The organism is Streptomyces sp. NPDC059874 (assembly GCF_042731135.1).
Classification (GTDB): domain Bacteria; phylum Actinomycetota; class Actinomycetes; order Streptomycetales; family Streptomycetaceae; genus Streptomyces.
Genome location: NZ_JBHWJY010000015.1, coordinates 69217 through 86343, shown reverse-complemented (window position 1 = coordinate 86343; position 17127 = coordinate 69217). Strand labels below are relative to the sequence as shown.

Annotated in this window: 12 protein-coding genes; 5 read left to right on the top strand and 7 right to left on the bottom strand. The window is 70.2% G+C overall.

Annotated elements, in window-relative coordinates; translation table 11 throughout:
- Positions 1-33 precede the first annotated feature (33 nt).
- On the bottom strand, positions 34-633 hold the full coding sequence (locus tag ACFV9H_RS11755) for a TetR/AcrR family transcriptional regulator (RefSeq protein WP_385396567.1): 600 nt from the start codon (positions 631-633) through the stop codon (positions 34-36).
- 90 nt (positions 634-723) lie between these two features.
- The gene (locus ACFV9H_RS11750; RefSeq protein WP_385396565.1) at positions 724-2778 is read right to left on the bottom strand and encodes a discoidin domain-containing protein; all 2055 of its coding nucleotides are present in this window, start codon (positions 2776-2778) and stop codon (positions 724-726) included.
- A gap of 156 nt (positions 2779-2934) precedes the next feature.
- Here ACFV9H_RS11750 and ACFV9H_RS11745 point away from each other — a divergent pair, with 156 nt between their 5' ends.
- Complete coding sequence (locus tag ACFV9H_RS11745) at positions 2935-3294, top strand: zinc ribbon domain-containing protein YjdM (RefSeq protein WP_385396563.1); 360 nt, start codon at positions 2935-2937, stop codon at positions 3292-3294.
- Positions 3295-3339: 45 nt separating this feature from the next.
- Here the strand turns inward: ACFV9H_RS11745 and ACFV9H_RS11740 are convergent, their stop codons facing one another.
- Both ACFV9H_RS11740 and ACFV9H_RS11735 read right to left on the bottom strand, forming a co-directional pair.
- Positions 3340-4281 (bottom strand): hypothetical protein, encoded by a 942-nt coding sequence (locus ACFV9H_RS11740; RefSeq protein ID WP_385396561.1) that lies wholly within the window; start codon positions 4279-4281, stop codon positions 3340-3342.
- Between the two features lie 77 nt (positions 4282-4358).
- Positions 4359-5213 (bottom strand): alpha/beta fold hydrolase, encoded by an 855-nt coding sequence (locus ACFV9H_RS11735; RefSeq protein WP_385396559.1) that lies wholly within the window; start codon positions 5211-5213, stop codon positions 4359-4361.
- A gap of 77 nt (positions 5214-5290) precedes the next feature.
- On the opposite strand from ACFV9H_RS11735, the gene ACFV9H_RS11730 reads away from it, so the two are divergent.
- Positions 5291-5893, top strand: coding sequence for a sigma-70 family RNA polymerase sigma factor (locus ACFV9H_RS11730; RefSeq protein WP_385396557.1), 603 nt, complete (start codon positions 5291-5293; stop codon positions 5891-5893).
- Between the two features lie 189 nt (positions 5894-6082).
- Here the strand turns inward: ACFV9H_RS11730 and ACFV9H_RS11725 are convergent, their stop codons facing one another.
- Positions 6083-7417 carry a radical SAM protein gene (locus tag ACFV9H_RS11725; protein ID WP_385396555.1) on the bottom strand — a complete coding sequence of 445 codons (1335 nt, stop codon included), beginning with the start codon at positions 7415-7417 and terminating at the stop codon, positions 6083-6085.
- 120 nt (positions 7418-7537) lie between these two features.
- Between ACFV9H_RS11725 and ACFV9H_RS11720 the strand changes: the two genes are divergently transcribed.
- On the top strand, positions 7538-8983 hold the full coding sequence (locus ACFV9H_RS11720; protein WP_385396553.1) for a glyceraldehyde-3-phosphate dehydrogenase: 1446 nt from the start codon (positions 7538-7540) through the stop codon (positions 8981-8983).
- 105 nt (positions 8984-9088) lie between these two features.
- On the opposite strand, the gene ACFV9H_RS11715 is transcribed toward ACFV9H_RS11720, so the two are convergent.
- Both ACFV9H_RS11715 and ACFV9H_RS11710 read right to left on the bottom strand, forming a co-directional pair.
- A complete protein-coding gene (locus ACFV9H_RS11715; protein ID WP_385396551.1) occupies positions 9089-10273 on the bottom strand; it encodes a cytochrome P450 in 1185 nt (394 codons plus the stop codon).
- Positions 10263-11066 (bottom strand): tRNA-dependent cyclodipeptide synthase, encoded by an 804-nt coding sequence (locus ACFV9H_RS11710; protein ID WP_385396549.1) that lies wholly within the window; start codon positions 11064-11066, stop codon positions 10263-10265. Before ACFV9H_RS11710 ends, ACFV9H_RS11715 begins: the two co-directional genes overlap by 11 nt.
- Positions 11067-11373: 307 nt before the next feature.
- Here ACFV9H_RS11710 and ACFV9H_RS11705 point away from each other — a divergent pair, with 307 nt between their 5' ends.
- Both ACFV9H_RS11705 and ACFV9H_RS11700 read left to right on the top strand, forming a co-directional pair.
- Complete coding sequence (locus ACFV9H_RS11705; protein WP_385396547.1) at positions 11374-14001, top strand: SpoIIE family protein phosphatase; 2628 nt, start codon at positions 11374-11376, stop codon at positions 13999-14001.
- Positions 14002-14084: 83 nt separating this feature from the next.
- Entirely contained in the window at positions 14085-17090 is a 3006-nt protein-coding gene (locus tag ACFV9H_RS11700; protein ID WP_385396545.1) for a BTAD domain-containing putative transcriptional regulator, read from the top strand.
- The last annotated feature ends 37 nt before the right edge of the window (positions 17091-17127 follow it).

The following is a 17127-nucleotide window of genomic DNA, read 5'->3' as shown; positions in this document are numbered from 1 at the left end:
TCCGGCGGGAGCGGGCTCCCATGTCGCCGGCGCTCAGCCGTCGTGGCTGACCAGGGCGGCCACGTGCTCGGTCATCGTGTCGAGGATCTCCGCCGCGGCCTTGTCGTCGCCGAGCACGAGGAAGTTCAAGGTCAGCCCGTCCGTCATGGCCACCAGGTAGCGGGCCAGCGCCGGCAACGGGATGCGCAGCTCGAACTCCACACTGCCCCGCAGCCCTTCGAGCAGCTCCGTGTAGGTCTCGGAGTACAGCTCGTACTGCCGACGCGCCAGGTGCTCGAAGCCGGGCTGGCGCAGGGCGTACTGGGTGAGCTCGTAGGTGAGCATGTGCGTGCCCGGATGGGCGGCCACATGGTCCCAGTACGCCCGGAAGCCGGCCCGGACGGTCTCCCGGAGGGTGGCCTTCGGCTGGATCGCCCCGCGCACCACGGTGATGTACTCGTCGGTGATCGCCGTGATGACGGATTCGAGCAGGGCCTGCTTGGAGTCGAAGCAGTAGTGGAAGACGCTCAGTGAGACGCCCGCCTCCGCGGCGATGGACCGCGTCGTCGTCCGGGCGACGCCGTCGCGGGTCATGGCGCGGATCGCGGCCTCGGTCAGCTGCCGACGGCGCTCGGCGGACGGCATCCGTGCCATCGGGTCCCTCCGGTGATGGTGACGGGGCCGGTCGGACCAGGAGTCCTGATCCGGCCGGCCCCGGGGGTGTTCCCGTGCGGGGTTGCGTGGTCAGCTGCTGTACACGCCGACCTCATGGAGGGAGTAGCCCCACTGGGTGCCGCGCTGCACCCCGTGGACACGTACGTAGCGGGCCGAGACCCCGGCGAACAGGGCCGTGTCCAGGCCGCCGTCACCGGTGGTCGTGGACCATGCGGACTGCCAGTTCGTGCCGTCGGACGAGACCTCGATGCGGTAGCCCTTACCGTACGCGCGCTCCCAGTCGAGCGTCACGCGCTTGACGAGGTTCGTGGTCCCGAGGTCGATCCGGAGCCACTGGTCGTCGCTCCAGTCGCTCGCCCAGCGGGTGCCCGTGTCCCCGTCCACGGCCCGGCCGGGCGCGTAGCTGATGAACGGGTTCCACTCGGACGAGCTGGCCGCGGTGGGAGCGCCCGCCGCGAGGTTCACGCCGGCCTTGTGCCGCTCGGAGGCGCCCCAGGTGCCGAGGTAGGACTCGGCGCCCTTGAAGAGGTCGTCCACCACGTCCTGGCCGCCGACGATCCGGATGTCCTCGATCCAGTCCGGGACCAGGCCGTAGTGCGAGGCGCCGTCGGTGTTGAGGTCCCAGGTGCGCTGCCCGGTGGTCTGCTTGTCGATGACGGAGCCGCCGTCGGTGCTGCGGAAGGGGTAGCGCACCGGGTTGGGGGTGTCCGCCCCGCGGGGCCCCGGCCAGCCGCCGACGCCGTTCATGTCGGTGCCGTACCCGTAGCCGACGTTGTACTTGTCGCGCAGGGCGTCCGTGCGCTTCGCCTCGGCGCTGAATCCCTCGGCGCCGCCCATGTACTGGGCGATGAAGCCGCCGAGCTTGTAGACCCGCTCGGTCCAGTCCATGTCCATCCAGCTGTGCGAGGAGATCACGCCGGGGTAGGACTCGGACTCCAGGATGTCGAAGGCCTGCCCCGCGGCCTTGACGCCCATGTGGTCGATCTCCAGCATCATCTTGCGCTTCATCATGCCGCGCACCGCGTACTCGCCGAGCTCCGTCAGACCGCGGCTGTTGCACTGGGCGTCCGCCGCGTACGAGGGCACGGCCACGCCCGCCGGGAGCTGCTTCTGCGCCTCGGGGGCCGCCGCGAGCCCGATGGGGTTGTCGTGCTGCGGGCCCGCGCACTTCTCGGTCTTCCAGAAGGTGCCGGTCGACAGGAACTGGCCCACGTTGATCGCGGTGCCCAGGGCGCCCTGGTCGAAGCGGACCCCGCAGAGGGCGTTGTCGAACTTGTGGCACAGGAACATGCTGCGCACGCCCAGCTTGTGCAGCTCGTCCAGACCGCGGTCGATGTCCGCCTTGGAGCACTGCGCGACGTCGAGGATCTGCTTGCAGCCGAACGGCTCGGAGGTCTCGACACCCAGGACGACGGCGAGCTTGCCCTGCTTGATCACCTCGCGGGCCTGCGCGGAGTCGGTGACGATGCGGAACCAGCCCTTGCCCGGGCCGCCGTACATCTTGTCGATGTAGGCCTGCATCTCGTACGTCTTCTGCGCCTCCAGGCGGATGGCGGTCATCTCGTCGCAGCCGCGGTCCTTGAAGAAGTAGACCGAGCAGATCACGCCGTTGGTGACGAGGTCGTTGACGAGCACCCGCTGGCCGCCGCGCCAGGCCCGTTCCACCCAGGCGTAGTAGTTCTGCTGGTGGGTGAGCGAGTCGTGGGCGGGCCAGTCCTTGAAGGTGGGCCAGCCGTCCGGGTCGTGCTTCCCGTCGCCGCCCTTGGTGATGAAGTCGAAGATCGCGAGGGTGCCGTCGGGATAGTGCTCGGGGCAGTCCTTCAGGGCGTCGGCGATGCCCTGCTCGGAGAACGGCTTGCCGCAGATGAGCCGGCCGCCGAAGCCCTCGTTGGACATCAGGTGGTCGTGGGCGTCGACGAAGCCGCGGACCCGCCCCTGGGCGTCGGTCCCCTTGAAGGGTTCTCCGGTGACGTTGATCTGGGAATCGGGGGCGGGCCGGGCGACCGGGTTCCACCAGCCGGGATCGGCCGAGGAAGTGGCCGCGGGCCCGATCACCATGGCCACCACGGTGAGGAGTATGGAGAGGACCGCCAGGGGTCTGCGCCTGTGGCGCGGGAGGGTCATGTGCATGTCATCATCACGTCTTCGCTCGGCGGATGGCACGGTGGGGGATCCGATCGAGAATCTCGGCTGCTGACAGCAGAGTCAATAGTCCGGGACGCTTGACCTGATGAATCGTCAGGGGAGGGTCGCCCGGGCCGCCGGAAATATACTGTCCGGATGACTGAGACCCCTTTGCCCCCCTGTCCCGAATGCTCCGGTGAGTACGCCTATGAGATGGGCGCCCTCCTGGTCTGCCCCGAATGCGGGCACGAGTGGCAGCCCGCCTCCGCCGAGGGCGGCGCCGCCGCCTCCGAGGAGCGGGTGATCAAGGACTCGGTCGGCAACGTGCTGTCGGACGGCGACACCGTGACGGTCGTCAAGGGCCTCAAGGTCAAGGGCAGCACCTCCGGCATCAAGGCCGGCACCAAGGTGCGCAACATCCGCCTCGTCGACGGGGTCGACGGACACGACATCGACTGCAAGATCGAGGGCTTCGGCAACATGCAGCTGAAGTCCAGCGTGGTCAGGAAGGGCTGACGAGCCTGACGAGCCCGCTGCGGGGCTCGCGGCGAGCCCCGCGGATCACCGTTGGGAGCGGTCCCGCCAGTACGCGTACTGCTGCATCGGCTCCCCGCCGAGCCGCCACGGCCACTCGGTGACGGTGCCGTCGATCAGCTGGAAGACCTCCCCCGCGTCCCGGATGCGATTGGCCTGCACGAGGGCGAAGGCCAGCAGGTTGAGATCGGCCTTGGTGGCCGCGTGGTGCAGGAACCCCGGGCTCTTCCAATTGGCGTACGCCCGGTCGAGGATGGGCGCGGCGGGGGCGCTCGCCCAGTGCCGGCGCGCCATCAGCGTACTGAGGTCGTCCTCGGTGGCGCCGGTGTGGTGCCGCCGGACGGTCGCGGTCAGCTCGATGCCGACGGTGGGAGCGTTGGCCGGCATGCGGGAGCGGGAGGCGTCGATGAATTCCAGCACCTGCATGTGCGAGCCGCACTCGTCGGGCGAGAGGTAGCCGAGCATCTGCAGATGCGCCTCGCGGTTCCAGGTGTCGCGGGCCAGGATCTCCTGCCATATCTGGAACACCTCCTGGGAGGGGCGCCGCAGCAGGCGCAGTACCCCCAGCAGCACCACCCACGGGGTGGGGTCGGCCGGCTGGAGGTCCGCGGCGTTGTAGCAGGTGTCGACCGTCGCCTGGGCGTCGTCCAGATCGCCCTTGCGGGTGCCCCGGACCAGGTCCGCCCAGGCCTGCAGGAGCAGCGCGTCGCCACTGCCCGGACGCCGGGCGGGCCAGGTCCGTACGAAGTTGGCGTCGGCCGTGTGGTGGGCCAGTACGCGCATTCGGTGCCCGCGCCGGTCCCAGTCCGTGCCGGCGTCCGCGAGCAGTTGTTCCACCTGGGCGATCTGCAGGTCCGCCAGACCCGGGGAAGGGCTGCCGTCCAACGCCTTGAGGACCCGGCCGAGTTGGCTGTCGTCGAGCTCAGGTGCGAGGCGCGGCTTGCGGCGGCGGCTTCCGAAGATCGGCATGCCGGGAGGATAGGAGATCATCCGGCGTTCAAACCCGTTTCACGGAGGATTGTTATGCGCGGAGGGAATCCGAGACCCTACCGTCTCGTACGGTGAGATGGCGAGGTCAGGAAGGCCCTGACGGCGGCCACGAACCGGTCGGCGTCGTCGATCCACGGGTAGTGCCCCGCCCCCGGCTGCACCGCGAACGTGGCGTCGGGGAAGAGTCCGGCGTACTCGCCGGCCATCGGGGGCGGGCTGTTGAGGTCGAACTCTCCGGTCAGCAGCAGGACGGAGTGGTCGAAGCCGGCGAGCACCGCGCGGGTGGCCTCCGGGTCGAAGGCGCCCTCGGCCCCGAAGCGGGCGACGGCCTCCGCGTTGCCCGGTCGGGCGGCGGCGTGCCGCTCCCGGGCCACGGCGTCCCAACGTCCCCAGAAGAAGGGGGCGATGGCCTCGGCGTCGCCGCCCCTGCCCTCGGTGAGCGCCACCAAGGCGGCGAAGGCCGTCGGGAACCACGGCTCGTCCTGACGGAGCAACGCGCACGCGCGGCGCGTCTCGCCGGTGATCTCCAGGCCGACGGCCCGGCTGCTGGGGCCGATCAGGGCGAGCCGGCCGACGCGCTCCGGGTACCGGGCCGCGTACTGGACGGCGATGTTCGTGCCGGCGGAGTGGGCCAGCAGGTCGATGCGGGGGAGTCCCAGGTGGACGCGCAGGGCCTCGAAGTCCTCGACGAGCCGGTCGCAGCGGTAGGAGGCGGGGTCCGCGGGGGCGGCGGACCGGCCGGTGCCGCGCAGGTCCGGGACGATCAGCCGGTGGTGCGCGGACAGGCCGCCGAGGTCGCCGAGGTAGGCCGAGTCGGCGGGGCCTCCCGGGACGCAGACGACGGGGTCGCCGTCGGCTCCGGTCACGCGGTAGGCGAGAAGGGTTCCGTCTGGTGCGGAGAAGGTGGGCATGGTCCGGATCCTGCCGGCTATAACTGGGTTATACAACCCGGTTATGAAGGGGGTGTTCCCGGGTGTATAAGAGAGCCATGGCAGGCGAAGAAGACACGGACCGGCGCCTGGGGGCGCTGACCGACGAGCAGGCCGGGCGCATGCTCGCCGACATGAACGAGGTCATCCGCGCGGGCGAGGAGGCGCGCAGGCTCCGCGCCGAAATGATCCAGGTGCTGGCCGGCCTGGGCTGGACCCAGGACAAGATCGCCCGGCTCACCGGGATGAGTCAGCCCGCCGTCTCGAAGCAGGTGACGAAGCACAAGGACGGCGACGATCTGCTGCCCCCGATGGGGCTCTGCCTCGACCAGCGCGACGCGCCCTGGCTCGAAGGGAGGCTGTGGGGTCTGGCCGAGGAGATCGCCGAGAGCTGCCACGGCACCGCCCGCTGCGCGCGCTACGTCGAGGCCCTCGCCCGGGGCCGCAAGCGCTTCACCCCGGGGAACGTCGACGAGCTGCGACGCCTCGTCGAAGAGGACCTCAGGCTGCACCGGGCGGAGCTCCCCGACGGCTGCCGGGCCGCGTACGACGAGATCAGCCGTGGCCTCGACGTCCCGTCGAAGACCACGGCCGCCCACTCGTCGGCCTCGGTGCGCCGCACCCTGGCCCACCGCATCCAGCGCGACCGGCTCAGGGCCTAGCCAGTGCTGTGACCGGAAAGGTTCACCGGGTCACGGCGCTCCCCCAGCTACCGCTGGGAGGTGCCCCCAGGCACGGCACCTCGCCGCGTTGTCGGACCGCGCAAGTACGTCCAGTACGAGCCGCGGCCCTCCCCCTTGCGATGCACCGCACCGAACACCGCGCCCCGGCAAACCTTTCCGGCCACAGCACTAGGCGTCGGCGGCTTCGAGGCCTTCCAGGCTGTCCATGAACGAGCTCACGGAGAACACCGCGCGCCCCGGACCGGCCGGACCGTAGCCGGGCGGGGAGCTGAGGCCGAACTCCTCCAGCGTCGCCCGGTAGGCCTCCAGCAGCCGGATGTGGTACTCCAGCGGCGCGCCCAGCGGGTTGGCCTTGCCCAGCGGAGTGGTCGGTTCGGGGCACCAGGTGGTGAAGCGGGGCACGACACCGTTCGACATGAAGAACCGCAGGCCCTCCGTGGTCGATTCGATGGCCTCGCTCACCTTCGTGAAACCGAAGGGCTCGGCCATCTCGATGCCCGCCACGAAGTTGGGGATCACGTTGCGCGGGCCGAACACCTCGGCGGAGTCCAGGATCCTGCGGTGCCACTCGTCACGGCCGACGTAGCGCTCCTTGCCCGGGCAGTGCAGCTGGAACAGCCGGCGGTCCCACACCTCGAAGTTGGGGTGGTAGATCTTGACGCCGTAGTCGTGGAAGCGCTGCACGGCGTCGCGGGGCAGGGCCTGGGCGACGACCTTGCCGGTCCAGCGGCCGGGGAAGCGCTCCTCGATGGCCTTCGCGTAGTGCCCGTAGAAATCGGCCTCGTCGCGGCCGCCGACCTGCGAGGTGATCGAACCGCCCGTGAGGGTGTACGCCCGGGAGGTGCCCGCCGTGTCGTACCGGTCGATGATCTCCAGGGCCTCCAGCACCTCCTCCACCGGCTTCACCCCGGTGTACGGGCGGCCCGCCGCCTTGTGCTGGCGCCAGTTGTGGTTGATGTCGCAGAACTGGCACTCCTCCTTGGCGCCGAAGTACTGGCACACCCGGAAGACCGTCAGGTAGATGAGGTAGCCCCACTGGATGGTCGGCGCGACCTCCATCACCGACTTGCCGTTCGACAGCTTGTGCCGGTAGTACTCCGGCATCGGCGGCAGGCCGACGTCCGCGATCCGGACGCCGTCCAGGTACAGGCCGAGCGAGCCGTCCTCGCCGCCGCGCACGACGTAGGGGGAGTCCGGGTTCACGCGTACGGACACCACCGTGCGGCGCAGCTCGTAGGGGCCGCCGGTGAGTACGATCTCCTCGGGCGGGCGGTTGAGCGCGGCGGCGCCGAGCTCCGGCAGGGTCCGGTGGTCGAAGGAGAAGATGAAGTACGACTTGGGCTTCACGTCACCGGAGGAACCGTCGGCCGTGCCACTGAGCGCGGACTCGTCGAAGGCCATGCCGCCGCGGAGCAGATCCTCCTTGATCACGGCTTCCCGGGGCACCTGAGGAAAGCGCTCCATCAGGCCTTCCACCAGCGCGGTACGGCTGCCAGTCTCCATGTGATGCTCCATCCGTGACTGCTTGAGGATCACCTGGCAGCGTAGCCCGGGGGGTCGCTTGAAGGGGCAGAGGATGGGCGGGTTAGCATATGAGCACCGTCTAGCTCGAAAGATAAACCTGTGACTGTCATTGAGGACTCGTTCAGCAGCTGGAAAAACCGCGAAGAGATCGCGGAGTCGATGATCCCGATCATCGGGAAGCTGCACCGGGAGCGGGACGTCACGGTCCTGCTTCACAGCCGCTCGCTGGTGAACAAGTCGGTGGTGAGCATCCTCAAGACCCACCGATTCGCGCGGCAGATCGACGGCGAGGAGCTGTCGGTCACCGAGACGCTTCCGTTCCTGCAGGCGCTGACCGCGCTCGATCTCGGCCCCTCGCAGATCGACATCGGCATGCTCGCCGCGACGTACAAGACGGACGGTCGCGGTCTCTCGGTGGCGGAGTTCACCGCCGAGGCCGTCTCCGGCGCCACCGGCGAGAACAAGCTCGAGCGCTCCGCCGGCCGTGACGTCGTCCTGTACGGCTTCGGTCGGATCGGCCGCCTCGTCGCCCGCCTGCTCATCGAGAAGGCCGGCTCCGGCAACGGCCTGCGCCTGCGCGCCATCGTCGTCCGCGGTGGCGGCGACCAGGACCTCGTGAAGCGCGCCTCGCTGCTGCGCCGCGACTCCATCCACGGCCAGTTCCAGGGCACGATCACCGTTGACGAGGCGAACAGCACCATCGTCGCCAACGGCAACACCATCAAGGTGATCTACGCGAACGACCCGTCCGAGGTCGACTACACGGCGTACGGCATCAAGGACGCCATCCTCATCGACAACACGGGCAAGTGGCGCGACCGCGAGGGTCTCTCCAAGCACCTGCGCCCGGGCATCGAGAAGGTCGTCCTGACCGCCCCGGGCAAGGGCGACGTCCCGAACATCGTCCACGGCGTCAACCACGACACGATCAAGCCCGACGAGCAGATCCTGTCCTGCGCCTCCTGCACCACCAACGCGATCGTCCCGCCGCTGAAGGCCATGGACGACGAGTACGGCGTGCTGCGCGGCCACGTGGAGACCGTCCACTCGTTCACCAACGACCAGAACCTGCTGGACAACTACCACAAGGCCGACCGTCGCGGCCGCAGCGCGCCGCTCAACATGGTCATCACCGAGACCGGTGCCGCGTCCGCCGTCGCCAAGGCGCTGCCCGACCTCAAGGCGCCGATCACCGGCAGCTCGATCCGCGTCCCCGTCCCGGACGTCTCGATCGCCATCCTGAGCCTGCGCCTGGGCCGCGAGACCACCCGCGAGGAGGTCCTGGACTACCTCCGCGACGTCTCGCTGCACTCGCCGCTGAAGCGCCAGATCGACTTCACCACCGCCCCCGACGCCGTCTCCATGGACTTCGTCGGCTCGCGCCACTCGTCGATCGTCGACGCGGGCGCGACCAAGGTGGACGGCGACAACGCGATCCTCTACCTCTGGTACGACAACGAGTTCGGCTACTCGTGCCAGGTCATCCGGGTCGTCCAGCACGTCTCCGGCGTCGAGTACCCGACGTACCCGGTTCCGGGCGTCTGATCCGGGCCCGCTGAGCGGTAAGACGACGGCCCCGGCCGGGGAAACCCGGCCGGGGCCATCGTCGTCATGCGCGCCGTGTCGGCGTGGGCGCGCTGCCACGCGCTGTTACCAGAGCACGGACAGGCGCTCCGGGATGCGCTTCATGAAGCGGGTGCGCCAGACGAGCTGGTCCACCGGCACGGCGAGCGCCAGGTTGGGCATCTTCTCCAGGAGGACCTCGATGGCGATCTCGGTGTGCCGCTTGCCGAGGGCCGTGGCGGGGCAGTAGTGGCCGCCGCCGCCGAAGGAGAGGTGCTGGTGGGCGTTCTCCCGGTCGATGTCGAACTTGTGCGGGTCCGGGAACACGGACGGGTCGGTGTTGGCACCCTCGACCAGGACGAGGCACAGCTCGCCCTTCTTCACCAGGACGTCACCGAGCTGGACGTCCTCGGTGGCCAGCCGGGGCAGGCCGTCGGCGATGGAGAGGTTGACGCGCAGCAGCTCGTCGACGGCGGTCGGGATCTTCTCCGGGTTCTCGCGCAGCTGCTCCCACACGTCGGGGTTCTGCAGGAGCGAGAAGATCGCCATGGTCAGGAAGCCCATGGTGGAGATGACGCCGGCGCCGAAGAAGGTGACGCCGACCGTGGCCAGCATCTCGTCCGTCAGGTGCGCGTAGTCCGGGTCCTCGCGCAGGGCCGCGAGCTCGGCCATCAGACCGGTCGTGGCCGGGTCGTCGAGCCGCTCGACCATGTACGCCATGTCACGGTCCCAGTTGAGCTTGGCACCGGTGACGGGGCAGGCCGAATTCATGAACGCGATGTCGAGGCTGCCCGCCAGCCGCGGGGCGTCCGCCTGCGGGATGCCGAGGATGCGGCAGTGCAGGTTCTCGGAGTACGGGTTGGTGAACTGGCCGCGCAGGTCGACCGGGGCACCGTAGGCCAGCATGCTGTCGACGAGAGCGTTGGCCTCGGCCCGCATCCAGTCGTTGAGACCGGCCGCCTTGGGGTTGATCGCCTTGAGCACGGCCTTGCGCAGGCCGGCGCCGGTGATGTTGCCCATGTTGTTGACGACCTCGGGCGGGATCGTCAGAGCGTACTGGCGGGGCACACCGGGGGCCGAGGTGTCCTTGAGGCTGAACCGGGGGTCCTCCAGGACCTGCTTGCACAGTTGATAGGAGGAGACGAGCCAGGCTTCGTCGCCGGCAATCGTGCGGACCTTCTTCACCGGCTCGGAGCGGAGCTGCTCGACCTCGGCGGGGATCTGGTCGCCGCGGGCGGAGAAGGGGAAGTCGAGGATGGTGTCAGTGGTCATCGAAGGTTCCTTCGGCGGGGGTGATGACGGCGTGGCCCTGGTTGCGGGAGGCGCGCAGGCCCGAGCCGCGCGAGTAGAGCAATTCCGCCATCGGCAGGAGCTGGTGGTAGCAGTTGAGCGAGGAGGGCACGCCCATGATGGCGGGCGTGTCGAGGAAGAGCGGCGCCTCGGCGCAGACGTACTGGAGGCAGACTTCGCGCTGCCGGGTGGTGGCGGTCTCCCCGTTCAGCACCTTGGAGGAGAGGAACGAGTCCACCAGCGCGCTGCAGGTCGCCTTGAAGTCCGGGTCGTTGTCCAGTCGGTTGGTCAGGTCCGAGTGGATGGCCTGGTAGGCGGGGATGTCGGTGAGGGCCGACATCGGCCGGGCGCGCAGCCGGATGCCCGTGGGGTCGGCCTCGGCGGCGGCGTTGTTGACCTTGGCGCGGACACCGCGCAGGTTCTTCACCGCCTTGCGCCGTGCCTCGATCTCGTCGTAGCCGAGGGCTTCGTACATCTCGGCGACGTGCATGTCGGTGTAGATCAGGTCGACCTGATCGAAGTTGCGCATGCCCCACTGGGCGAGATCGAGGACGCGCTGGGCTGAGAAATAACTATTACCGGGAGAGATCCCGATGACCGCATGATCGCCCTCTTTGTTAATCACTTCGCAATGAGGGGTGTACGGCCGGACAATGAAGACTTCGGTCGCTGTCGTCAACAGATGTCGGGTCCTTCGCGCCGCGAGTCCCAGGAGGCCCTGTGCCCAAGGTGTAGCGGCGACGTGAGGAAGGTACCCGAATTCACGTGCGATCACCTACCGCTTCCGGACGGTAACTCCTTTGCCGGGCAGCGTGGTTGTATCTTCCTATTTCTATCGGTCGCCCGATCGTAAAAGATTGGAATTCCGGGGGTCATCCGAGGGTGAGCGGTGTGAGCCCCTCCTTTTTCGTCACTCCTGGTGACTTATCGGACGCGTGATGCGCCGCTCAGGAGCCATAGCCGCCCGGAGGTGCTACAACTGGGGGCGTGACCATTCCTCGCCACCCGTGCCGGGCACGTCGGTGCGGTCACCCCTAGGCAACCGGTTCAGGAGCGTCGCCGGCCAGGTATTCGTCCTCCAGGTGACGATCGTGGTGTTGCTCGCCGCCGGAGCGCTCCTGGCCCTCGTACTCCAGTCGCGGCACGACATCGACCGCGAGGCGCGCAACCGGTCGGTGTCCGTCGCCGAGACCTTCGCCCACTCCCTCGGTCTGCGGGAGGCACTGAGGACGCCGGACCCGTCCGCGATCCTGCAACCCCTCGCCGAGACCACGCGCAAGGCCGCCCACGTCGACTTCATCGTCGTGATGGACACCCACGGCATCCGGTACAGCCATCCCCAGCCCGACCGCATCGGAAAGCGGTTCGTCGGCACCATCGAGCCCTCGCTCGCGGGACGCGTCCACACCGAGAGCGTGCAGGGCCCGCTCGGCAAGGAGATCCAGGCGGTGGTGCCCGTCACCGCCCCCGACGGCCGGGTCGTGGCCCTGGTCTCGGCCGGCCTGACGGTGAAGAACGTGACCGGTGTCGTCGACCGCCAGCTCCCGGTGATCCTCCTGTCCATCGCCGGAGCCCTCGCCCTGGCCACCGTCGGTACCGCGCTGATCAGCCGCCGACTGCGCCGCCAGACCCACGGGCTCGGCACGCAGGAGATGACCCGGATGTACGAGCACCACGACGCGGTGCTCCACGCCGTCCGCGAAGGGGTGGTGATCACGGACGGCGACGGGCGGCTGCTCCTGGCGAACGACGAGGCTGCGCGCCTCCTCGGCCTGCCCCCCGACGCCGAAGGCCGCCCGATCGCGGACGTGCCGGGCCTGGAGCGCCGGATGGCGGACCTGCTGCTGTCCGGTCGGGTCGCCACCGACGAGGTACTGGAGAGCGGCGAGCGGCTGCTCGTCGTCAACCAGCGGCACACCCACCCCGGGGGCAAGCCGGGGGGCGCCGTGGCCACCATCCGCGACTCCACCGAGATGCGGGTCCTGACCGGCCGGGCCGACACGGCCCGCCGACGGCTCAAGCTGCTCTACGACGCCGGGGGCGACATCGGCACCACCCTCGACGTGGTGCGAACCTCCGAGGAACTCGCCGCCGTCGCCGTCCCGCGGTTCGCGGACTACGTGACCGTCGACCTGGCCGCCCCGGTGCTCGACGGGGACGAGCCCGGCCCCGGCGCCGACCTGCGGCGCACCGCGGTCAACGGCATCCGCACCGACCACCCGCTCTACCCCCGCGGCCGGCTGATCGACTTCCTGCCGTCCACCCCGCAGGCCCGCGGCTACGGCACCGGCGAAGCCGAGCTGGTGCCCGACCTGGCGGACGCGCCCGGCTGGGAGGCCCAGGACCCGCCGCGCGCCCGGGCCATCGTCGACTACGGCATCCACTCGCTGATCGCGGCCCCGCTCAAGGCCCGCGGAGTGGTCCTCGGCGTGGTCAACTTCTGGCGCTCGACCAAGCCGGAGCCCTTCGACGAGGACGACCTGTTCCTGGCCGAGGAACTCGTCGCCCGCGCGGCGGTCAGCATGGACAACGCCCGCCGCTACACCCGGGAACACGCCCTCGCCGTCACGCTCCAGCGCAGCCTGCTGCCCCGCGCCCTGCCCGAGCAGAGCGCCGTGGACGTGGCCCACTTCTACCTGCCCGCGCAGTCCGGGGTGGGCGGGGACTGGTTCGACGTGATCCCGCTCCCGGGCAGCCGGGTCGCGCTGGTCGTCGGCGACGTCGTCGGGCACGGCCTGCACGCCGCCGCCACCATGGGTCGGCTGCGCACGGCGGTGCACAACTTCGCCTCCCTCGACCTGCCGCCCGACGAGATCCTCGCCCGCCTGGACGACCTCGTACAGCGCATCGACCACGACGGGGAGGTCGACGACGGCGCCGGCGGCGTCATCGGCGCGACCTGCCTCTACGCCGTCTACGACCCGGTCTCCCACAGCTGCACCATGGCGCGGGCCGGGCACCTGCCGCCCATGCTCGTCGCCCCCGACGGCACGACGAGCATCATGGAACTCCCGGCCGGGCCCCCGCTGGGCCTGGGAGGCATGCCGTTCGAGACCGCCGAACTGGCACTGGCCGAGGGCAGCCAGCTCGTCCTGTACACGGACGGCCTGGTCGAGGAACGCAACCGGGACATCGGCGAGGGTCTGGAACTGCTGCGCGCGGCCCTCAGCCGGCCCGACCGGAACCCGGAAGAGAGCTGCCGGGCCGTGCTCGACATGCTGCTGCCGGTCCGGCCCACCGACGACGTGGCGCTGCTCATCGCCCGGACGCGGACCCTGGGCCCGGACCGGGTCGCGCAGTGGGACGTGGCGTTCCAGCCCAGCGCGGTCAGCGCCGTACGGAACGCGGCGTCGAGGAAGCTCGACGAGTGGGGCCTGCCCGAACTCGGCTTCGCCACGGAACTGATCCTCAGCGAGCTGATCACCAACGCCGTGCGGCACGGCCGGGCGCCGGTCCGGGTGCGGCTGCTGCACGACCACACCCTGACCTGCGAGGTGTGGGACGGCAGCAGCACCGCCCCGCACCTGCGCTACGCCGCCACCACCGACGAGGGCGGGCGCGGCCTGTTCCTGGTGGCGCAGCTGAGCGAGCACTGGGGCACCCGGTACACCCCCGAGGGCAAGGTCATCTGGGCGCAGCAGGCCCTGCCCGGCACCCCCGGCCGCACGGAACCCGCCGTCTGGGACTTCATGGACGCGGAACCCCTCTGACGGCCCGCGGGGCCTCCTGCCGGCGGCCCCTGACAGGTAAGGTGATCATGTCGGTTGGCGCGGCCGGCAACGGGGGAGAAACAGTGGGCGAGCAGCTCGACTTCAGAATTCTCGGCCCGCTCACGGTCACCGTGGGTGGGCGTCCGGTCGCCCTGGGAGGCGCCCGACAACGCACGATCCTCGGCCTTCTGCTGTTGAACGCCGGCCGGATCGTGCCGGTGGACACCCTGGTGGACGTGGTATGGCGCGACAGTCCGCCCGCCACCGCCCGGACGCAGGTGGCCATCGTCATCGCGGCCCTGCGCAAGTCCTTCAAGGGCGAGGGGGTGGACGAGGAGGTCATCGCCACCGAGCACCCCGGCTACCTGCTGCGCGTCGAGGGGCACGCGCTCGACAGCGTCACCTTCACCGATCTGGTCGCCGAGGCGGAGGCCGCGCAGCGCGGGCGCAGGCCGGCAGATGCCGCAGGCGCCTACGCCGCCGCGCTCGCGCTGTGGCGCGGACCGGCCCTGGCCGGGGTCACGGGGCGGCTCGTCGAGGACGAGGCCGCCCGGTGGGAAGAGGTACGCATCAACGCCTACGAGGCGATGACCGACGTACAGCTCGAACTCGGGCGGCACCAGCTGCTGTTGCCCGAACTGGCCGCCATGGTGCGCGAGCACCCGCTGCGCGAACGGTCCCGCTACCACCTCATCCTCGCCCAGTACCGCTCCGGGCGGCGGGCCGAGGCGATGGAGAGCTTCCGGGAGGCGCGGCGCCGGTTCATCGACGAACTCGGCATGGCGCCCGGGCCCGAACTGGTCGAGCTGCACGAGGCGATCCTCCGGGACGACCCGGCGCTCAGTCCGGCCGCGACGCCGTCCGCTGAGGCGCCCCCGCCCGTCGTGAGAGAGGCAGTGAAGGCGGCACCCCCGAGGGCGCGCGGCCAGATCGTCCCCTCCGAACTGCCCCCGGACGTACCCGGGTTCGCCGGACGCGTCGAGGAGCTCTCCGCCCTCGACACCCTGATCGACGATGCGGGCGGGGACCGCCACGCCCCGACCACCGGGCTGATCACGGGCGTCGCCGGAGTCGGCAAGACCGGCCTCGCCGTCCGCTGGGCCCACCGCGTCAGCGAACACTTCCCCGACGGGCGGCTGTTCGCCGACCTCCGCGGCTACGATGAGCGGCACGCGCCGACCACGGCCGGTGACATCCTCAGCCGCTTCCTGCGCTCCCTCGGAGTGGAGAGCGACGTCGTCCCCGACGGGCTGGAGGACCGCATCGCGCTCTACCGCAGCGTGCTCGCCGACCGGCGGGTACTGCTGGTGCTCGACAACGTCCGTACGTTCGCCCAGGTCCGGCCCTTGCTGCCGGGCAGCAGCGGCTGCACCGTCCTGGTCACCAGCCGGGACCAGCTGGAGCAGCTCGTCACCTGGCCGCAGACGGCCCGGGTCCATCTCGGCCTCCTCCCCGAGGACCGGTCGATCGAACTCATCCAGCGCATCGTCGGCGAGGCTCGCGTCGCCGGCGCCCCCGGGGAAGCGATGCGGCTGGCCGAGCTCTGCGACCGGCTGCCGCTCGCCCTGCGCATCGCTGCGGCCCGGCTGGCGTCCAAGCCGCACTGGTCGGTCCGCCACCTGGTCACCCGGCTCAGCGACGAGCGGCGCCGGCTGGACGAGCTCAGCCAGGGCGAGTCCCAGGTACGGGCGAGCTTCGAGCTGAGCTACCGCTACCTGCCGAAGGACGCGGCCCGGCTGTACCGCTTCCTCGGGCTGCTCGCCGTACCCGACTTCACCGCGTGGGTGGGGGCGGCGCTGATGGACAGCGGGGTACTGGACGCCGAGCGGCTCATGGAGCACCTCGTGGACACCCAGTTCCTCCAGGTCGTCGGCGTCGACGCCACCGGGCAGCTGCGCTACCGGTTCCACGACCTGATGCGGTTGTACGCGGGCGAACGCGCCGCCGAGGAGGAAGCGGAGGAAGAGCGCACGGCCGCCTGCGACCGGGCGTTCCGCACCTTCCTGACCATCGCGGACCAGGCCTACCAGCGTGAGTACGGCGGCGCCTACAACAAGGTGCGCGGAGACTCCCCCCGGCGTGCCGTCGACCCCGTCCTGCAGGAGGAGCTGCTGGCGGCCCCGCTGGAGTGGTTCGAGGCAGAACGGCTCACGCTGCTCGCGGTCGTGGAGCAGTCGGCCCGGATGGGCATGGACGATCTGTGCTGGGAGCTGGTTTCGTGCATGGAGTTTCTCTTCGGATGCCGCAACTACCTGGAGGACTGGCGCCGGTGCAGCGAGTTGGCCCTTGAGGCCGCACGCAGCGCGGGAAACGTCCGGGGCCAGGCGGTCATGGAACACGAGCTGGGCGCGGTGGAGCTGCGCCTGCGCAGGGTCGCGGAGGCGACCGAACGGTACGAGCGGGCTCACGCGCTCTACACCGAGGCGGGGAACTCCCACGGGCGGGCGCTGGTGCTGAGCGGTCTTTCCCTGATCGACCGGCTCCGAGGGGAGACAGACCGGGCACGGGAGCGCCTTCGGGAGATCCTCCCGGTGTTCCGGGAGGTGGGCGACCGCTCATCCGAGGGGTACACGCTCCATAGCCTGGCGCAGTGCGCTCTCGACCAGGGGCAGGCGGAAGCCGCGCTGGAGCTGTGCCGGGAATCCGTACGCATCTGCGAGAACATCGGGGCGGACCGGCGCAGTCTGGCTCAGGCCAGGCACCGGCTGGGGACCGCCCATCTCGCGCTGCGCCAGCTGGAGACGGCGGAGATCGAGTTCACCCGGGCCTTGGAGATCGTCAGGGACCGGTCCGATCTGCTCGGTCTCGCCTACACGCTGCTGGGCCTCGCCGAGACCCGGCTCCTGGCGGGTTCGGCGGAAACGGCCGAGCGGACCTTCCTGGAGGCGCTGGACGTAGCCCGCCGCACCCGGAGCCCCATGATCGAGGCCCAGATCCTCTTCGCGCTCGGCGAAGCCCGTCGGGGGAGCGGCCACGAGGACGAGGGGCGGGAGCATCTGACCGCCGCGCTCGCGATCTTCCGGCGCATCGGCTCCCCGCCCTGGGAGGAGAAGGTAAACGCAGCCCTTAACCGCGTGATAAGCCGCTGATAAGGCCGCTCCATAACGTCAACGCAGACAAGAAACC